Origin of the sequence: Spirosoma aerolatum (assembly GCF_002056795.1) — a bacterium.
GTDB classification, from domain to species: Bacteria; Bacteroidota; Bacteroidia; order Cytophagales; family Spirosomataceae; genus Spirosoma; species Spirosoma aerolatum.
Genome location: NZ_CP020104.1, coordinates 5,938,709 through 5,954,827, shown reverse-complemented (window position 1 = coordinate 5,954,827; position 16,119 = coordinate 5,938,709). Strand labels below are relative to the sequence as shown.

The 16,119-nt window shown below is 47.0% G+C and carries 7 protein-coding genes; all 7 read left to right on the top strand.

The annotated features are described in order from the left end of the window. Nucleotides 1-50 precede the first annotated feature (50 nt). The 7 genes from B5M13_RS24625 (at nucleotide 51) to B5M13_RS24595 (ending at nucleotide 16,115) form a co-directional block, all read left to right on the top strand. Nucleotides 51-3,311: a SusC/RagA family TonB-linked outer membrane protein gene (locus tag B5M13_RS24625; protein WP_080058195.1), complete on the top strand. Its 3,261-nt coding sequence runs from the start codon at nucleotides 51-53 to the stop codon at nucleotides 3,309-3,311. 20 nt (nucleotides 3,312-3,331) lie between these two features. Then, nucleotides 3,332-5,017 carry a RagB/SusD family nutrient uptake outer membrane protein gene (locus B5M13_RS24620; RefSeq protein WP_080058194.1) on the top strand — a complete coding sequence of 562 codons (1,686 nt, stop codon included), beginning with the start codon at nucleotides 3,332-3,334 and terminating at the stop codon, nucleotides 5,015-5,017. A 549-nt stretch (nucleotides 5,018-5,566) separates the two neighbouring features. Then, nucleotides 5,567-8,839: a SusC/RagA family TonB-linked outer membrane protein gene (locus B5M13_RS24615; protein ID WP_080058193.1), complete on the top strand. Its 3,273-nt coding sequence runs from the start codon at nucleotides 5,567-5,569 to the stop codon at nucleotides 8,837-8,839. Between the two features lie 23 nt (nucleotides 8,840-8,862). Beyond that, complete coding sequence (locus tag B5M13_RS24610) at nucleotides 8,863-10,506, top strand: RagB/SusD family nutrient uptake outer membrane protein (RefSeq protein ID WP_080058192.1); 1,644 nt, start codon at nucleotides 8,863-8,865, stop codon at nucleotides 10,504-10,506. Nucleotides 10,507-10,831: 325 nt separating this feature from the next. Beyond that, nucleotides 10,832-13,867 carry a SusC/RagA family TonB-linked outer membrane protein gene (locus tag B5M13_RS24605; protein ID WP_080058191.1) on the top strand — a complete coding sequence of 1,012 codons (3,036 nt, stop codon included), beginning with the start codon at nucleotides 10,832-10,834 and terminating at the stop codon, nucleotides 13,865-13,867. A gap of 40 nt (nucleotides 13,868-13,907) precedes the next feature. Then, nucleotides 13,908-15,254, top strand: a complete 1,347-nt coding sequence (locus B5M13_RS24600) for a RagB/SusD family nutrient uptake outer membrane protein (RefSeq protein WP_080058190.1) — start codon at nucleotides 13,908-13,910, stop codon at nucleotides 15,252-15,254. 21 nt (nucleotides 15,255-15,275) lie between these two features. Beyond that, complete coding sequence (locus tag B5M13_RS24595; protein WP_080058189.1) at nucleotides 15,276-16,115, top strand: hypothetical protein; 840 nt, start codon at nucleotides 15,276-15,278, stop codon at nucleotides 16,113-16,115. Nucleotides 16,116-16,119: the final 4 nt, after the last annotated feature.

Below are 16,119 nucleotides of genomic sequence, written 5' to 3'. Positions count from 1 at the left end.
TAGATTTGTTAAGCGGAGTATTGTTTCTTAACTTAACACTAATTGACAGAATGGGAAAACGTTTATTTATAAGCATATTTCTACTATGCTTACTTGGGTCTACTGCGTGGGCACAGGATCGAAGAGTAATTGGTAAGGTCACATCAGCCGAAGATGGCTCTCCTCTGCCCGGCGTATCTATCCTTGTAAAGGGAACATCAAAAGGAACTTCGACCGATGGAGGGGGAGTATTTGACCTGATGGTGCCTTCGGCAAAAGGGACTACACTTGTATTTAGCTTTGTTGGAACAACTACCCAGGAGGTTCTGGTTGGTAATCAATCCGAGGTCAATGTAAGCCTGGCATCCGATTCGAAACTGCTTACTGAAGTGGTCGTAACGGGTAGTGGGGTGGCTACCAGCAAAGCCAAACTGGGTATTGCCGTTGAAAGTGTATCGGCTAAAGATCTTCCGCAAACGCCGACCGCTTCCATCGACCAGGCTTTAATTGGTAAAATTCCTGGCGCCCAAATTTCCTCCACCAGTGGTAACCCCGGCGATCCCGTTAATATTCTGCTGCGGGGGATCAACTCGGTTCAGGGTGGTACCAAGCCGCTGATCATGGTGGATGGGATACAGGTTGCCGCGACCGATATCAACTCACTTGATTTAAGCAATGTAGACCGCGTAGAGGTTGTACAGGGCGCTGCTTCTGCCTCGATTTATGGTGCCCAGGGGGCCAATGGGGTCATTCAGATTTTTACGAAAAAAGGCAAAAAAGGTCGTACGGCCATTAACTTCTCAACCAGCTACTCCGCCAACGAATTTCTTAATACGGGTAATGTGCATAAAGCCATGCTGCACCCGTACCTGACCGATGCGAGTAATAACATTGTCGATGCCAAAGGAAATATCCTTGACTATACCCAATACGGTGCCATTACCGGGATTTCGTATAAGTACGGTGGTGCTACCCGCTACGCCATCCAGGATATCCGGAACGACGCCAATACTCCGTATAATGCCAATCTGAAATACTACGATCATTTTAAGCAAGTGCTTGGAACGGGCGCTACCACCAATAACACGATCAGTATTTCGGGAGCATCGGAAAAAAGCGACTTCAACATTGCAGCTGCCAACAACCACACCACGTCGCCCATCCTGACGAAGGAGAACGGCTATATCAATAGAAGTAACCTGTCGGCCAACGTGGGAACAGAGTTGTTTAAAGGGTTTACAATTCGTTCACTCACTCAGTTAGTATATACTAAAAATACGCTGAAGCCAGGCTTAGGGGCTATGTATTCGCCCTTTAATAATGGAAGCGGAAATGTTGGTTCGGTTTATGGGTTCCTGAATACGTCGCCTTTCTTCGATCTGACCCGTAAGCTGGCCGATGGTACGTACCCGGTGTATCCAACCGCTGATTTCCTCAGTATCAACGCAGGTAACCCTTATTATCAGGCGGAGTATACGGATGCGATTAACAACAAAATCGATGTAGTCCAGAATTTCAATGCGAACTACAAGGTCAATAAATTTCTCGAACTGGATGCTAAATACGGTATCAATTATCGGAACGAAACGGCCCGATGGACGTATTACAACCAATCGCAGAATATAAGCACTGAATATTACGAAACCTGGGCCAGCAACTATGCACCGGACGAGAAAGGGGAAATTGATAACTTTCAGTACAACAGCACATTCCAGAATTTCCTGGGGACGGCCTATATTCGTACCGATTTCCAGAACGATTTTCATATAAATCTGCCCATTCAGACCAGTACGCAGGTATCATTCGATTACCGTAAGAACAAGACTACAGAATATGATACCTATGGCGTTGGTTTAGGGACAGCACCACCCTATAACATCAGTTCTACGTCGTCGCAGGCAGTTGCCAACGATATCGTAACGCCGTTTATCACCTATGGGTATTTGGTGAACCAGAAAATTGATTTTGGTGATTTTGGGGGTATTACAGCCGGTTTTAGAACGGACTGGTCATCGGCTTTTGGTGCAGGCTCAACCCCATTTACCTTCCCACACTTCGATGGGCATATAGCTCCCTTGTCGTTCTTTAAAAATAGTGCTATTTCTAATGCCGTAACGTATTTCAAATTAAGGGCGGCTTACGGAGAGGCTGGTATTCAGCCCGGTGCTTTCGACCGGTATCCGGTCCTGAGTCAGCGTAACCTAGGGTCAGGTCTGGTCTACACCATTCCAACGACCACGCAGAATCCTAATCTGAATGTTGAGGTTTCGAAAGAATTCGAAGTGGGTACCGACTTCACCATTGGGGGGAATTCGAACCGTAGCTGGCTGAACTCTATTTCTGGTTCGTTTACGTACTGGAAGCGTTCCAGCGAAAATGTAATTTATACGGTCAGCGTACCTCCTTCGCTGGGTTCGACGGGTCAGTTAACGAACGCCATCAACATGTCGTCCAATGGAGTGCAATTCTCCTTAACACTGCCTGTTTACTCGTCTAAAAATCTGAAGTGGGATTTCACGACCAACTTCGGTCATCAGCTTTCGAAAATCGACGCCATTTCGGGGGGAGCTGATATTATTCTGACAACGGCCGCAGGGAGCACGGCTCTCGTACTGACGCCGGGCCAGCCAATTGGCCAAGTATATGGCTATAAGGCCTTAACCAGTCTGGATTACACTCGTCAGGATGGCAAAACAAAATACATTACGGAAGCCGATAAAGCCAATTATACGATTGTTGATGGACGGGTTGTTAAAAAATCTGATTACCAGATGCAGTTTACGGATGAGACCTATCCGCTGATGAACCCCAACCCGAAGTTTAACATGTCGTTCATTAATGGGGTAAGTTTTAAAAACTTCCTGACGTTGAACTTCCAGTTCGACTGGGTATATGGCAGCCATCTTTACAATCAGACGAAAGAGTGGATGTACCGCGATGGTATTAGTGGAGATTTTGAAAAGCCGGTAACGATTGATGGAAAAACGGGCGCTTATTCGGCTTACTGGTCTAGTGCCTACTACAACCTGTGGGGCAGTACTCGTGGGGCGGGTAATAACGCTACGAAAGATTTCTATGTAGAAGATGCTTCGTTCGTTCGGTTACGGAATGTTTCGCTGGCATTTGACCTGTCTAAACTGGTTAAGTTGCCCTATCTCAATAAAGCCCAGATCGTTTTGACAGGCCGCAACCTGCTGACATTTACCAAATACTCAGGCTATGATCCTGAAATTAGCTCAGGCGCTTCAAACTCGTCGTTTGACCGGGGTGTGGATCACAGCACGCTGCCAAATACGAAGTCGTATCAGGTTGGTCTGAATATCGGGTTCTAATTTTTCAACTGTCATTATCTATGAAACTCATTAATAAACATAAATTTTTTACCACCGCATTTTTAGCAGCACTCATGCTTACAGGGGTTTCCTGTAAGGATCAACTGGATGTGGGTAATCCGAACGCTCCAACGCTATCTGCCAACGTAAACGATGAGGCTGGACTTATCGCCTATGCCCAGGGTGGCGTTTATATAAACGGTTTTCTGAATGGTGATGGCTGGCTGGGAAACAGTTATTTCTCGCTGCCCTGGGGCTATAGTGAACTGATGGCCGATAATGTTGGTGCGGATGCATCGAACAACCAGATTACGACCATTGGGGTACCCGATTATATTATTCTGGATGACGGTACTAAGCAGACCAACCCAGCTCCACAGGTAGGTATCATCCGGTCGTATAATAGCCGTGCTGCTACCGGAGCCGGTAACAACGCGATTTATTACCAGTGGCTGAATATGTATGCCCTGAATAATGTCTGTAACCAAATTCTGGATTTAGCGGCTACCATCAAATTTACGGGCGATGCCTCCAGCCGGGCCAACACCCTGAAAGCATGGGCTTACTGGTGGAAAGGCTATGCGTACGCATCCATTGGCTCAATGTATTATGCCGGCCTTATTGAAGATAAGTCGGGCGTAACCGATGGCAGTTATGTATTGCACGATGCAATTATCAACAAATCGAACGAGTATTTCAATCTGACCACTACAACGCTGGGAGCCATTACCAGTGCGAGTGATTACCAGGCGGTGATGTCGAAGCTGATTCCTTCGTTTTTTCAGGTAGGTAACGGTACGGTGCCAACCATCGATATGTGGAAACGGAATATCAATACCATGCTGGCTCGTAATATTCTGGTTAATAAGCTGGCTCCGTTTGTCAATGGTAATCCTGATGCAAAGATTACTAAATCATCGACAACGGCTATGACTACGGCCGACTGGAATTCGGTACTGACGCTGGCTACCAATGGTATTAAGAAAGGCGATGCTGTTTTCACCGAACGGAGTTCCGCATCCAACTCACCTTTTTCACCAACAGGTGGTACTGTGGCCGCGTTAACCTCAAATGTGAACACAAGCTCGACCTTTAAAATCAGTGAGCGATTCATGCAGTCGTTCAATGCGGGTGACAAGCGGGTAGCCAATAATTTCAATACAGCAACTATGTATAAGAACAACTATACGTTTACAACCCGCTACAGTATGATACCCAATGGTGCTGGGCTGGCTGGTGTATACGTGTATGGTTCTAAAGATGTGGGCGCTCATGAAGTATTTATGGCTGGTAGTTATGAAGAGAATGCGCTGATGCTAGCCGAAGCCAATATCCGCTTAGGTAACATTGAAACAGGCTTAGGGTTTATCGATGCAGTGAGAGCTTACCAGGGCGCTGGTGTAGCACCTGTAGCTGGTACCGGCCTGACACTGGCGAAAGCGCTTACTGAGCTGACCAAAGAACGGAGAGTCTCTTTATTCAACCGTGGTCTCGCTTTCTACGATAGTCGGCGCTGGGGCTGGACCTACGACATCTCAGTGGGGGGCGGCAGCTATGGGAACACACTTATTTCGAATGCCGGTGCAACGATCAATAAAAACGTGACGATCAACTATAATTTCATGGATTATTGGGATGTGCCAGCCGATGAGACCGTATTAAATGCGTCGACATCGGGTGTTGTTACCAAAAACCCCAATTTTTAATTGCAGAGCTAGTGAAGTTCCAACACAAAAAGCATCGCCCAAGCGGTGCTTTTTGTGTTTATGGCGTTTAGTATATGTTGGTTGAGCATATTTACTCAACAGTGGTATGTATAAATAAAAAGGATCAAATTTTTATGGGTGGCTCTATTTCTACTGCCTCTAGATCGCTATTTATGGTTACATATTGGCTAATGGTTTGACGTTCAGCCCGATTTTCGACCGCTTATGGAAAACAAGCAACGTCCATGCAACATGCTGTACAAATATGATGTCTTTATAAAATGTCTTTTGTTAATTGTATTTTTTCTATTTAAATAGATATTAAAGTTAAAATACTTTTTAGGTATATTATTCTGATTTTAATGAATATCTGGTAAATTTTATTATATTATATGTGTATTTTTGCTTTTATATCGGAATAATATTTTGATTTTACTCAGTATTTATCAAATAATATTTTATGTAAGTGGATTTTTAAATTTGTATTATTTCTTTTTGATGTTAGTTTTGTCAACAGTAAAAACTGTTTTCACCTAACATCTAACGTACATGAGTAAATTTCTATCCTTGAGTTTCCTTCTGGTATGCTCGCTCTGGTCCACTGTTTGGGCGCAGGATAGGCGTATTACGGGTAAGGTCACATCGGCCGAAGATAACTTACCCTTGCCAGGAGTTTCGGTTGTGGTAAAGGGCACTACAAAAGGGGCTACTACCGACGCGGGAGGTATGTATAGTCTTGACGTTCCCGGCAACAAGGCGGCAACGCTCGTCTTTAGTTTTGTGGGCGTTACCACACAGGAAATCGCTGTTGGCAACGAGTCGGTCGTCGACGTTAAGCTGGTATCAGACAACCGCCAGTTATCCGAAGTGGTTGTCACCGGGGTCGGGGTAGCCACCGATAAGCGTAAACTGGGTATTTCGGTCGAGTCGATTACCTCCAAGAATCTGCCTCAAACACCAACCGCTTCTATTGATCAGGCATTGGTTGGGAAGATTGCCGGAGCACAGATTTCGAGTGGAAACGGTACACCTGGTGCTCCGGTCAACATTGTACTGCGCGGGATTAACACCATCAACCGGGGTACGGCTCCTATTCTGCTCATCGATGGGGTGCAGGTCGATGCCACGAATTACGATTCGAACGGAAACATCAACAATAACCCGACAGCCCTATTGAGCAGTATCGATCCAAATACCATCGAACGGGTTGAGGTAGTGCAGGGTGCAGCGGCAGCTACACTGTATGGGGCGCAGGGTGCCAACGGGGTTATTCAGGTATTTACCAAAAAAGGGAAATCAGGTAAACTAAATATTGATGTGAGTTCGGGCATTACCCGGAGTGAGTATCTGAATGTAGGAGGAGTGGCTAAGGCGCAATACAATGGATTCATTGTCGATGCCAGCAATAACGTTATTGGTACGTCGGGTAAACCGCTTGAATTCAATCCGAATACATTAGTTTACAGCGAGAATGTGCAGTATAATCCGCTCGATGTGAATAACAAAGCCGATAAGCCTTATACGGCCAATTTGAAGTATCAGGATCATTATGCCTATTTTTTCCGCCCGTCAAATACCTATAACAACAGTATTGCGTTGACAGGTGGAACCGATAAAGTCGACTTTGCCGTATCAGCTTCGAATAACCAGCAGGAGAGTAATGTCATCAACAACGGAAATTATCAACGCAGTAATCTGATGTCGAATATTGGTCTCCAACTAGCCAAAGGCTTGACTTTCAGAACCACTACGCAGCTCGTATACACACGTAGTACAATCAAAACCAACGATCGCCTGATTCTGTATGCGGTGAACAATGCTCGTCCATTTGCTGATTTTTCGGCCCTCGATCCCGACGGTAATCCGGGTATTTACTACGGCGATGCAGTAGGGGTGAACCACAATAACCCCAGCTTCTGGCAGAAATATACCGACAATAAGGACAACAAGGTGGATGTGATTCAGAACTTCAACCTGAATTACAATATCAATAAATTTCTGACGCTGGATGCCAAATATGGTATCAACTACTCGAAGCAGGAAATTCGGACTACTTACGCCAACCAGACGAAAAATCGGAACGTTATTGCGCTGAATAACAACTACTACCAAAACTATTTTGGAACCGACCCTTCGGGTGAGATCGATAATAATAGCCTGACCACTACGTACCAGAACTTCCTGGCCAGCGCCTATATCAATACCGATTTTCAGAACGATTTTGGTTCGAAACTGCCTATCAGAACCTCTACGCAACTCTCGTTCGATTACCGAAACCGGAACTTCAAACAGTTCTATACCTATACACTGGGCCTGCCAACCTACGATCCGTTTACAGCAGCTCAATCGGCAGTATTCCGCGTTCCTGGTGTGAAAGCACCATCGGCTGGACGGGCTGGTTTACCGGCTGGCGGTGATTATAGTGAGCCGTTTATTACCTATGGCTATGTCGTTAACCAGCGGATCGACTTTGGTGATCTGGCAGGTATTTCGGGTGGTTTCCGTACCGACTATTCATCGGCTTTTGGTAGCGGTTCCAAGCCGTTTACCTTCCCGCGTGGCGATGCGTATTTCCGTATTTCGGCGTTGAAGTTCTGGGAAAATAGCCCGGTAGCTGGTTTCTTCCCCGAATTGAAGCTACGGGCCGCTTACGGACAGGCTGGTATTCAGCCGAAGCCATTCGATCGCTACCTGGTTTTAAACACCCAGACCTTAGGCTCATCGAACTCTTTTTATACACCAGCCAGCCAGCCAAATCCGGCTCTGGATGTAGAGGTTTCGTCCGAACTTGAAGTGGGTGCCGATTTAGCCCTTACCCCTTCGAAAACGTCAAACTGGTTGAGCAGTGTTCGGTTGTCGGCCACGTATTGGAATCGGTCTACCGACAATGCCATTTTCGATGTGAGTGGTATTCCATCAGCGGGGATTAACTCGATCAAAGACAACGCGTTCTCGCTGGGCTCCAATGGGTTTCAGGCATCGTTGAATACGACCGTTGTGCGGACGAAAGACTTCACCTGGAATCTGACAACGAATTTTGGGCGACAAACCTCAAAAATTACGGCGGTTAAGAACAATGCCGAAGTGGTCGTATTGTCGAGTGCCGGTAGTTCGAACTACGTCCTGAAAGCAGGTGAAAAAATCGGTCAATTGTATGGCTATATAACGGTTCATTCACTGGATCAGAAGGACCCGGATGGAAATTTGCTTATCCCCGCCGATCAGCAGTCGCAGTATACCGTAGCCAGCAATGGGATTGTGGTCAGTAAGGCAACGAAACAGCCTTTCTTCTCGGCTAATAAGTACAGCTTTGGCGATCCGAACCCGAAGTTCAATATGTCGTTCATCAACGAGTTTACGTTTAAAAACTTCCTGACGTTCGGCTTCCAGTTCGACTGGGTAAATGGCAGCCACATCTATAACCAGACAAAGGAATGGATGTACCGCGATGGTATTCATGCTGACTATGCGAACCCGATTACGATTGATGGAAATACGGGGGCCTGGACAGCTTTCTACCGGGGGGTGTATGCCCAGCGTCAGGCCAATGGCACGAAAGATTATTTCTATGAAGACGCTTCGTTCGTGCGGCTGCGCAACGTACAGGTTGGATTTGACCTGAGCAAAGTAGTTAATGTGCCGGTATTGCGTCGGGCGCAATTGGTGCTGTCGGGCCGGAATTTGCTGACGTTCACCAAGTACACCGGCTTCGATCCCGAAATCAGTTCGGGTACGGGTAGTTCGGCCTGGGATCGTGGTACTGACCACAACACTATGCCAAACCTACGTTCGTACCAGGCTACGCTCAACATCGGGCTTTAATTTCAACCTTCAAGAACTTATCAATGAAAAAGATACATATTCTAGTGGCCGCGCTGGTGCTGAGCTTTGCGACTTCCTGTAAAGATCAACTGGACGTAAAAAACCCGAACCAGCCAACCGTAAGCAGTGCCAATACCGAATCGGGGATTATCAACTTCGCACAAGGGGCCGCTTACATCAATGGATTTAAGGAAATAAAAACCGACCTATACGATGGGGTTCCAGGCTACTTCTGGTCGGGGGCGATGGGCTTTCATGACCTCATGGGCGACATTATCGGCGAAGAAGCGGCCAACCAATTTGGTAATCAGATTGGTGCCCCCGATTATGTCATTCTGGACGATGGCTCTAAAGTTGTAAATCCTAATGCACCAAACACACAGTGGGCGCTGATTCGTCAGGTCAACGTCAATTCCAACCAGGGATCAAATCCATTGTTTCATGAGTGGTGGTATATGTATTCGCTGAATAGCCAGATGAATAAAGTACTGGCGCTGGCCGATCAGGTTTCGTTTACGGGCGATGCCAAAGCCAAGAAAGCGACCGTTCAGGCCTGGGCATACTGGTGGAAAGGCTTTGCGTATTCACACATCGGGTCGATCTACTATGCTGGTATCATCAACAACGACGCGAACGGGACCAATAACAACTATGTGACCAAGGAAAAGCTGATCGAAGAAGCCAACGCTAACCTCGATAAGGCGGCTTCGCTGTTGCCTGCAGCTTCAGCGGATTATACAGCCATCATGTCGCAGTTGATTCCGCCATTCAATCAGGTTGGCAAGGGGGGCGTACTCACACCCGATATGTGGAAGCGCAACATCAATACGCTAAAGGCTCGTAATCTGCTGGTGAATACGACTGTAAAAACCATGACAGCCGCTCAGTGGGGGCAAATCCTGACGCTGGCAACGGATGGTATTACGGCAACGGATAATGTGTTTACGGGTCGTTCGAACCAGAATGGTGATTTCCTGTCGCCAACAGCCGGAACCGTTGCTGCTAAAGCAACGGGTGATCCGTCGGGCGGGGCTACATATAAGATTTCGGAACGACTGATTCAGGATTTCAAAACGGGCGACCAGCGATTGGCAAATAACTTTACCCAACGCGCTACCCCCTGGATTGGCGAAAGTAGCCGGGGGAATGCCTTTAATACGCGTTGGGCACTGCTGGATGGAGGTAAAAAACTGGCGGGAGTATCGACCTTAAGTGATCGTACACCGGGCGCTACGGAATTGTATCTGGCAGGTAGTTACGAAGAAAATGAACTGATGAAAGCCGAAGCGCTAATCAATACCGGCAAAATCGAAGACGGCTTAAAATCAATCGACGCCGTTCGGAAGTATCAGGGAGCCGGATTGGCGGCTGTAGCGGGTACCGGACTCACACTCGATCAGGCAAAAGAAGAACTCCGTCGTGAGCGTCGGGTGGGGCTGGCGTTCCGAAACCTGTCGTTCTACGATGCCCGTCGGTGGGGTGTTATCGATGATGTGTCGCAGGGCGGTGGCCGAAAAGGGGCCGTTGTAGTGGATAAAGCTGGGAAAGTAAGTACCAATGCCACCATCAACTATAACTTCTTGGACTATTGGGATGTACCCGATAATGAGTTGAAGTACAATCCGGCCGCATCGGGCAGTGCGCCTACCTCGAATCCGAAAAAGTAAATTAGGTCAGTTGCCATACTTTGTAAGGCTCTACGTCGTTGATGTAGAGCCTTATTTCTTTCCACCGTTCGCGTATCTGATTAAACTTATATGAAATTGCATCAGATGGCTGTATATTAACGTATAGGAAATGAGTTTGTGAAAAAGAAGACTGAACATTGAATTAAAAACGAAAATAAGGCTGTAGGCTACGCTATCAGTAGATTTATACGATGCCGATAATTTTTTCGTTTAAAAAATTGTAGCTTGATGCGCTCATTAATAAATCCTTTTTCAGATTTAGCGTGTAACCTCCAAAAAAGCATTTACTTGGTATAACCTATACATGAGAAATTTTTATCGTGTTATTAGCTGGTCGGCTTTGCTGATCATGCTGCCGGGCTATCTGCTGGCCCAGGCTCAGCGTATAACAGGGAGAGTAACTTCAGCACAGGATGGACAAACGTTGCCCGGAGTGAACGTAGTTGTGAAAGGAACCACAACGGGAGCCACAACCGATGCCAACGGGAATTACAGCATTACGATTCCCGGTCCGAATGCCGTTTTGGTGCTGACATCCATTGGCTTAAACTCACAGGAAGTCCCGGTAAATAATCGAACGGTTGTCAACGTTGTCATGCAGGAAGCTATTAACGAGCTCACTCAGGTCGTTGTGACCGGTTATAACACGACGCAACGGAAAGATATCACCGGCTCCATTGCCTCAATTACGTCCGATAAGTTTAAAGATATTCCAATTAATAGCCTCGATCAGGCATTACAAGGCCAGGCTGCGGGTGTGCTGGTAACGCAATCGTCCGGTACACCGGGTGGAGGGCTTTCTGTTCGGGTTCGGGGGAACACTTCTATTTCGGCCTCTAACCGTCCCTTGTATATTGTTGATGGGGTGCAGATTCAGGCGGGGGCTTTAACAACGGGCTATGGGGGTCAGAACGACAATGCCCTGGCTTTACTTAATCCGAATGACATTGAATCCTTTCAGATTCTGAAAGATGCTTCGGCTAAAGCTATTTATGGTTCACGAGCCGCCAATGGTGTTGTGCTGATCACGACAAAACGGGGAAAGGCGAATCAGAAAACAACGATTACAGCGGATGCGCAACGGGGCTTTACCGAAATCATCAAGCGGCCTAATCTGCTGAATTCATCACAGTTGCTGGATTTACAACGAGAAGCCGTGATTAATGCAGGTCAGGACCCCGACAAGTTGGGCCTGATTAAAGGGGTAACAGACGGTATCAATACAAACTGGCTGGATATGGTGTTGCGGAAAGGTATTTACCAGCAGTACCAGGTATCGGCTCAGGGTGGTAACGAACGTACGCGGTTTTACCTGAGTGGTAACTATCGCGATGAAGAAGGAGTACTGATCAATAACCGATTCTCCCGGATGAGCGGTACAATGACCATTGATCATAATGCAACCGATAAATTATCCTTTGGCAGTAATATCACCGTAGCCCGAGCCGTAAACAACCGGGTGGCTGGCGATAACTTTCTGGATGGTGTGTATTCGGGAGCAACGCGCAGCCTGCCCTATTATTCACCCTACAACGAACAGGGACAACTCTATGGACCAGGTGATCCCAATTACCCAGACTTTCCAAACTTCAATCCGGTTGGAGAGGCACTCTTACCCCGCCAGCAGGTACTAACAACCAAAATGCTGGGTGGGGTATACGTAGCGTATCAATTTCTGCAGAACCTACGCTTTCAATCGAAAGCCAGTATTGACTACAACAGCATCATTGAGAACTTATACTTTCCCCGATCAACCGCTACAGGGGGATATAGTGCCAGTCTGGGACAGCAGGGGTATGGCGAGTATAATACGAGTTTAGCCGCTACGTTTACAAGCTCTAACACGTTGTCGTACAATACGCTGATCAATGAAAGGCACCGAATTAGCGCACTGGGTGGTATCGAAATCATTAAACGAACCAACCGCGCCAGTTCGGTGAATGGTGAATATTTCCCAAGCGACGATTTTACATATATCTCGTCGGCCGGGGTGGTTAACCAGGGGAGCTCTTCACTGGTTAACAGCGGTTTATTCTCGGGCTTAGGCGAAGTTAAATACGATTATAAAGACAAATATCTGGTATCTGCAACGGGCCGATACGATGGCTCATCGCGGTTTGGCCCCAACCGGAAATTTGGTTTCTTCCCATCGGGATCGTTGGGCTGGCGTATCTCCGAGGAATCATTCATGGAACAATTTAGCTTTCTGAGTGACCTGAAACTGAGAGGGAGTTATGGATTTACGGGGAACGAACAGATTGGTAACTTTCTGTATCTGGGAACCTGGGCAGCTACTACTTACAGTGGTTCGTCCGGGCTTGGACCAGCAGGACTTGCCAACCCCGACCTGCAATGGGAGCGCACACGGGAGGCTAATGTTGGTTTAGATGCGTCGTTCTTTAACGGACGCTTAAATGTTACATTTGATGCTTATAGCAACCTCACGGATAAACTCTTGTTCAGTCAGCCGATTCCGTTGACTTCAGGCTTTGGTTCGGTGCAGGGGAACATTGGAAAAATAAGCAACAAGGGGCTGGAGTTGACCATCAGCACGGTTAACATTGATAAGAAAGGCCTTCGTTGGAATACAGATCTGAATATTTCGACTAACCAGAATAAAGTAGTTGAGTTAGCCACAGATGAACCTTTATTTGCTGGCTATCAGGGAAATGGCGTTGCGGCTACTAACGTTGTTTTGCCAGGGCAACCGCTCGGCACGTTCTGGGGACTGAAATTTTTAGGCGTTGATTCGGGTACAGGCGATGCTATTTACCAGGATAAAAATGGGGATGGGCGGATCACACCCGACGATGGGCAGGTAATTGGCAATGCACAACCTAAATTTTTTGGCGGCCTTACCAACCGACTGTCCTATAAAGGATTCGATCTGAGTGTTTTCTTTCAGTTTTCCTATGGCAATCATGTGTTGAATATGACCAAACAATCGTCAGTCAATACAGGCTCATCGCTTGCTTTTAATCAGAGTGTCGACGCGCTGAAGCGGTGGCAGAAAGAAGGTGATATTACGAGCGTTCCACGCTATGTATATGAGAACACCTATAACAATTATCTCAGCAGCCGTTTTCTGGAAGATGGTTCTTATCTGCGTCTGAAAAATGTGACGCTCGGCTATAACCTGCCTAAAAAATGGGTTGGTTACGTGAAATTGTCGGGTGTTCGGGTCTTTGCTTCGGCTACCAATATCTGGACGTATACAAAATATTCAGGATCAGACCCGGAACTAAGTACACTGGATGGCTCGACAACCGCTCAGGGTATTGACTTAAATACGCTGCCGCAGGTTAAAAACATATCCGGTGGCGTAACAGTGACGTTTTAAGCACTGCTCATTTATTATTTCAGGCAATCACACGTTCTCAATGAAGTCTTACATAACTTGTTTCATACTGACAATTGTCCTGCTGAGTTCCTGCCAGGATGTGCTGGAACCCACACCGTACGATTTGCAGATCGATGAATTAACCCTGAAGCGGGCCGCCGATGTGCCACTGGTACGGATCGGTTTATATAGTTCGTTCCGGGCAATGACTTCCTCGATTGTCATTGCGGGTGACTTCACGGCCGATCATATCAAGCATAACGGCACATTCGCTTCCTATCAGGAATTTGGTACGAAACAGATTACAGCTACCAACTCCGATGTCACTACATTTTGGGGCGCTATTTATGGGTGCGTGTATGTCGCCAATTTTATTCTGGAACGGCTGCCTACTGTGACGGGTGTAACGGATGATGCCAGAAAACAGTTGACTGCCGAAGCCAAGTTTCTGCGGGGACTGGCGAATTTTTACGGTGTCTACACCTTTGGCGATATTCCACTGGTAACGACTACCGACCAGACAACGAACCGAAATATCAGCCGGACGGCTAAAGCTACGGTTCTGGCAGCAGTTTTGGCTGATTATCAGGCTGCCCTGGCCGATTTGCCCGACGACTCATCGACGGGAGTGGCTTATTTGTCGAAGCGGGTAGTACAGGCGGCATTGGCCCGGTTTTATCTGTATCAGAAAAACTACGCCCAGGCAGAAAACTATGCATCGCTGGTGATTAACTCGGGTAAGTTCTCGCTGGTGCCCGATTACAATACCATCGTCAAACAGAACTTTACGGCTGAATCCATCTTCGAAGTGGGATATACGCAAAATGATGATCCGGCTACCCTAAATACCTTATTTGTTACCCGTCGGGAAGTGATTCCATCGGATCAGGTAGTAATTAATCTCAACTCCTTAGAATCAGGCACTCGTGTGGCAACGATTTCCTTCGACGCGACAAAACAGCAGGGGAATGACAATGGCTGGACGGTTCGAAAGTATGGCACAGCTATCGAGAACAACGCCAATATTGTGGTGTTCCGCCTGGCAGAAATGTACCTGATCCGGGCTGAAGCGCGGGCTCAGCAGAATAAGCTAACCGGTACGACAGGTGCCGTTTCAGATATCAATGTGTTGCGTACGCGGGCCAAGGGCACTGCTGTAACAGCCACGGCACAAGCTGATATTCTGCTGACTATAGAGCGGGAGCGTCAGTATGAACTGGCATTCGAGGGGCACCGCTGGTACGATCTGGTTCGGACGGGACGGGCACAGGCTGTGATGTCGGCTTTCTCGCCCAACTGGAATAGTCGATATGAATTATGGCCTATACCACAATCGGAAATTTTACGTAACCCCGGCCTACAGGGAGCCCAGAATCCAGGGTATTAATCATTAACGAATCGAAACGTCATGATAATCAATAAACTACGTGGGTTGTTCGGAGTCGTAATCGTGCTGACGCTGGGTGTATTTGCCTGCGAAACGAGCGATGTTGACCGTATTTTTGAAGGCCCCTACTATGTTCGTTTTACAAAAGATAGTTTGACCTATAAGGAGAGCTACAGTCAGCCGATCAATATAGAGGTACACAATGCCGGGCCGCAATTGGATCAGGCCATTACCATCAATTACACCGTTGGCGGAACGGCACGTGAAGGGAAAGAGTACTTTTTTGCTAGTAAGAAAGGTACCGTGACTATTCCGGCTAAGTCTAGTAAGGCCAATATTGTATTGCAACTGATCAACAACGCCAACAATATCCTGGAGTCATCGACCGTGACGTTTACCATAACCGGCGTACAACCTAGTTCATTGCAGGTGGGTTTTGGGAGTGGCGAAAAGGTGATTGGCAAGCAGTTCACCCTCATCATTCAGGACGATTGCCTGCTGGGTGGGTCCTATACAGGAACGCAGGTATTTAGTACGCAAACCGGACCTCAAACGGCCACTATATCGAACGTACAGATTACTAGTACCGATTGTAAAAACTATGTGCTAAGTAATTGGAATATTGGTCTTCTTAGCTTTGATGCGATCAAGCCAACGCTCACTTTCGTCGATAATGGGGATAACTCGCTTACCATACCGACTCAAAACAATGCTGAACTAGGATCAACCGATACGATTAAGGGTACAGGTGCCTGGAATCCCAAAAACCGGGTGATTACCCTAAACCTTCAGTTTACTATTAAGCAAAGTACAGGTAAAGATACGACACTGAATTACGTACAAACCTATACGCCCCAGTGAGGAC

What these genes read in the sequence shown, in the direction of transcription:
- B5M13_RS24625 (WP_080058195.1), top strand. Translation starts at nt 51, where the DNA reads ATGGGAAAACGTTTATTTATAAGCATATTTCTACTATGCTTACTTGGG.
- B5M13_RS24620 (WP_080058194.1), top strand. Translation starts at nt 3,332, where the DNA reads ATGAAACTCATTAATAAACATAAATTTTTTACCACCGCATTTTTAGCA.
- B5M13_RS24615 (WP_080058193.1), top strand. Translation starts at nt 5,567, where the DNA reads ATGAGTAAATTTCTATCCTTGAGTTTCCTTCTGGTATGCTCGCTCTGG.
- B5M13_RS24610 (WP_080058192.1), top strand. Translation starts at nt 8,863, where the DNA reads ATGAAAAAGATACATATTCTAGTGGCCGCGCTGGTGCTGAGCTTTGCG.
- B5M13_RS24605 (WP_080058191.1), top strand. Translation starts at nt 10,832, where the DNA reads ATGAGAAATTTTTATCGTGTTATTAGCTGGTCGGCTTTGCTGATCATG.
- B5M13_RS24600 (WP_080058190.1), top strand. Translation starts at nt 13,908, where the DNA reads ATGAAGTCTTACATAACTTGTTTCATACTGACAATTGTCCTGCTGAGT.
- B5M13_RS24595 (WP_080058189.1), top strand. Translation starts at nt 15,276, where the DNA reads ATGATAATCAATAAACTACGTGGGTTGTTCGGAGTCGTAATCGTGCTG.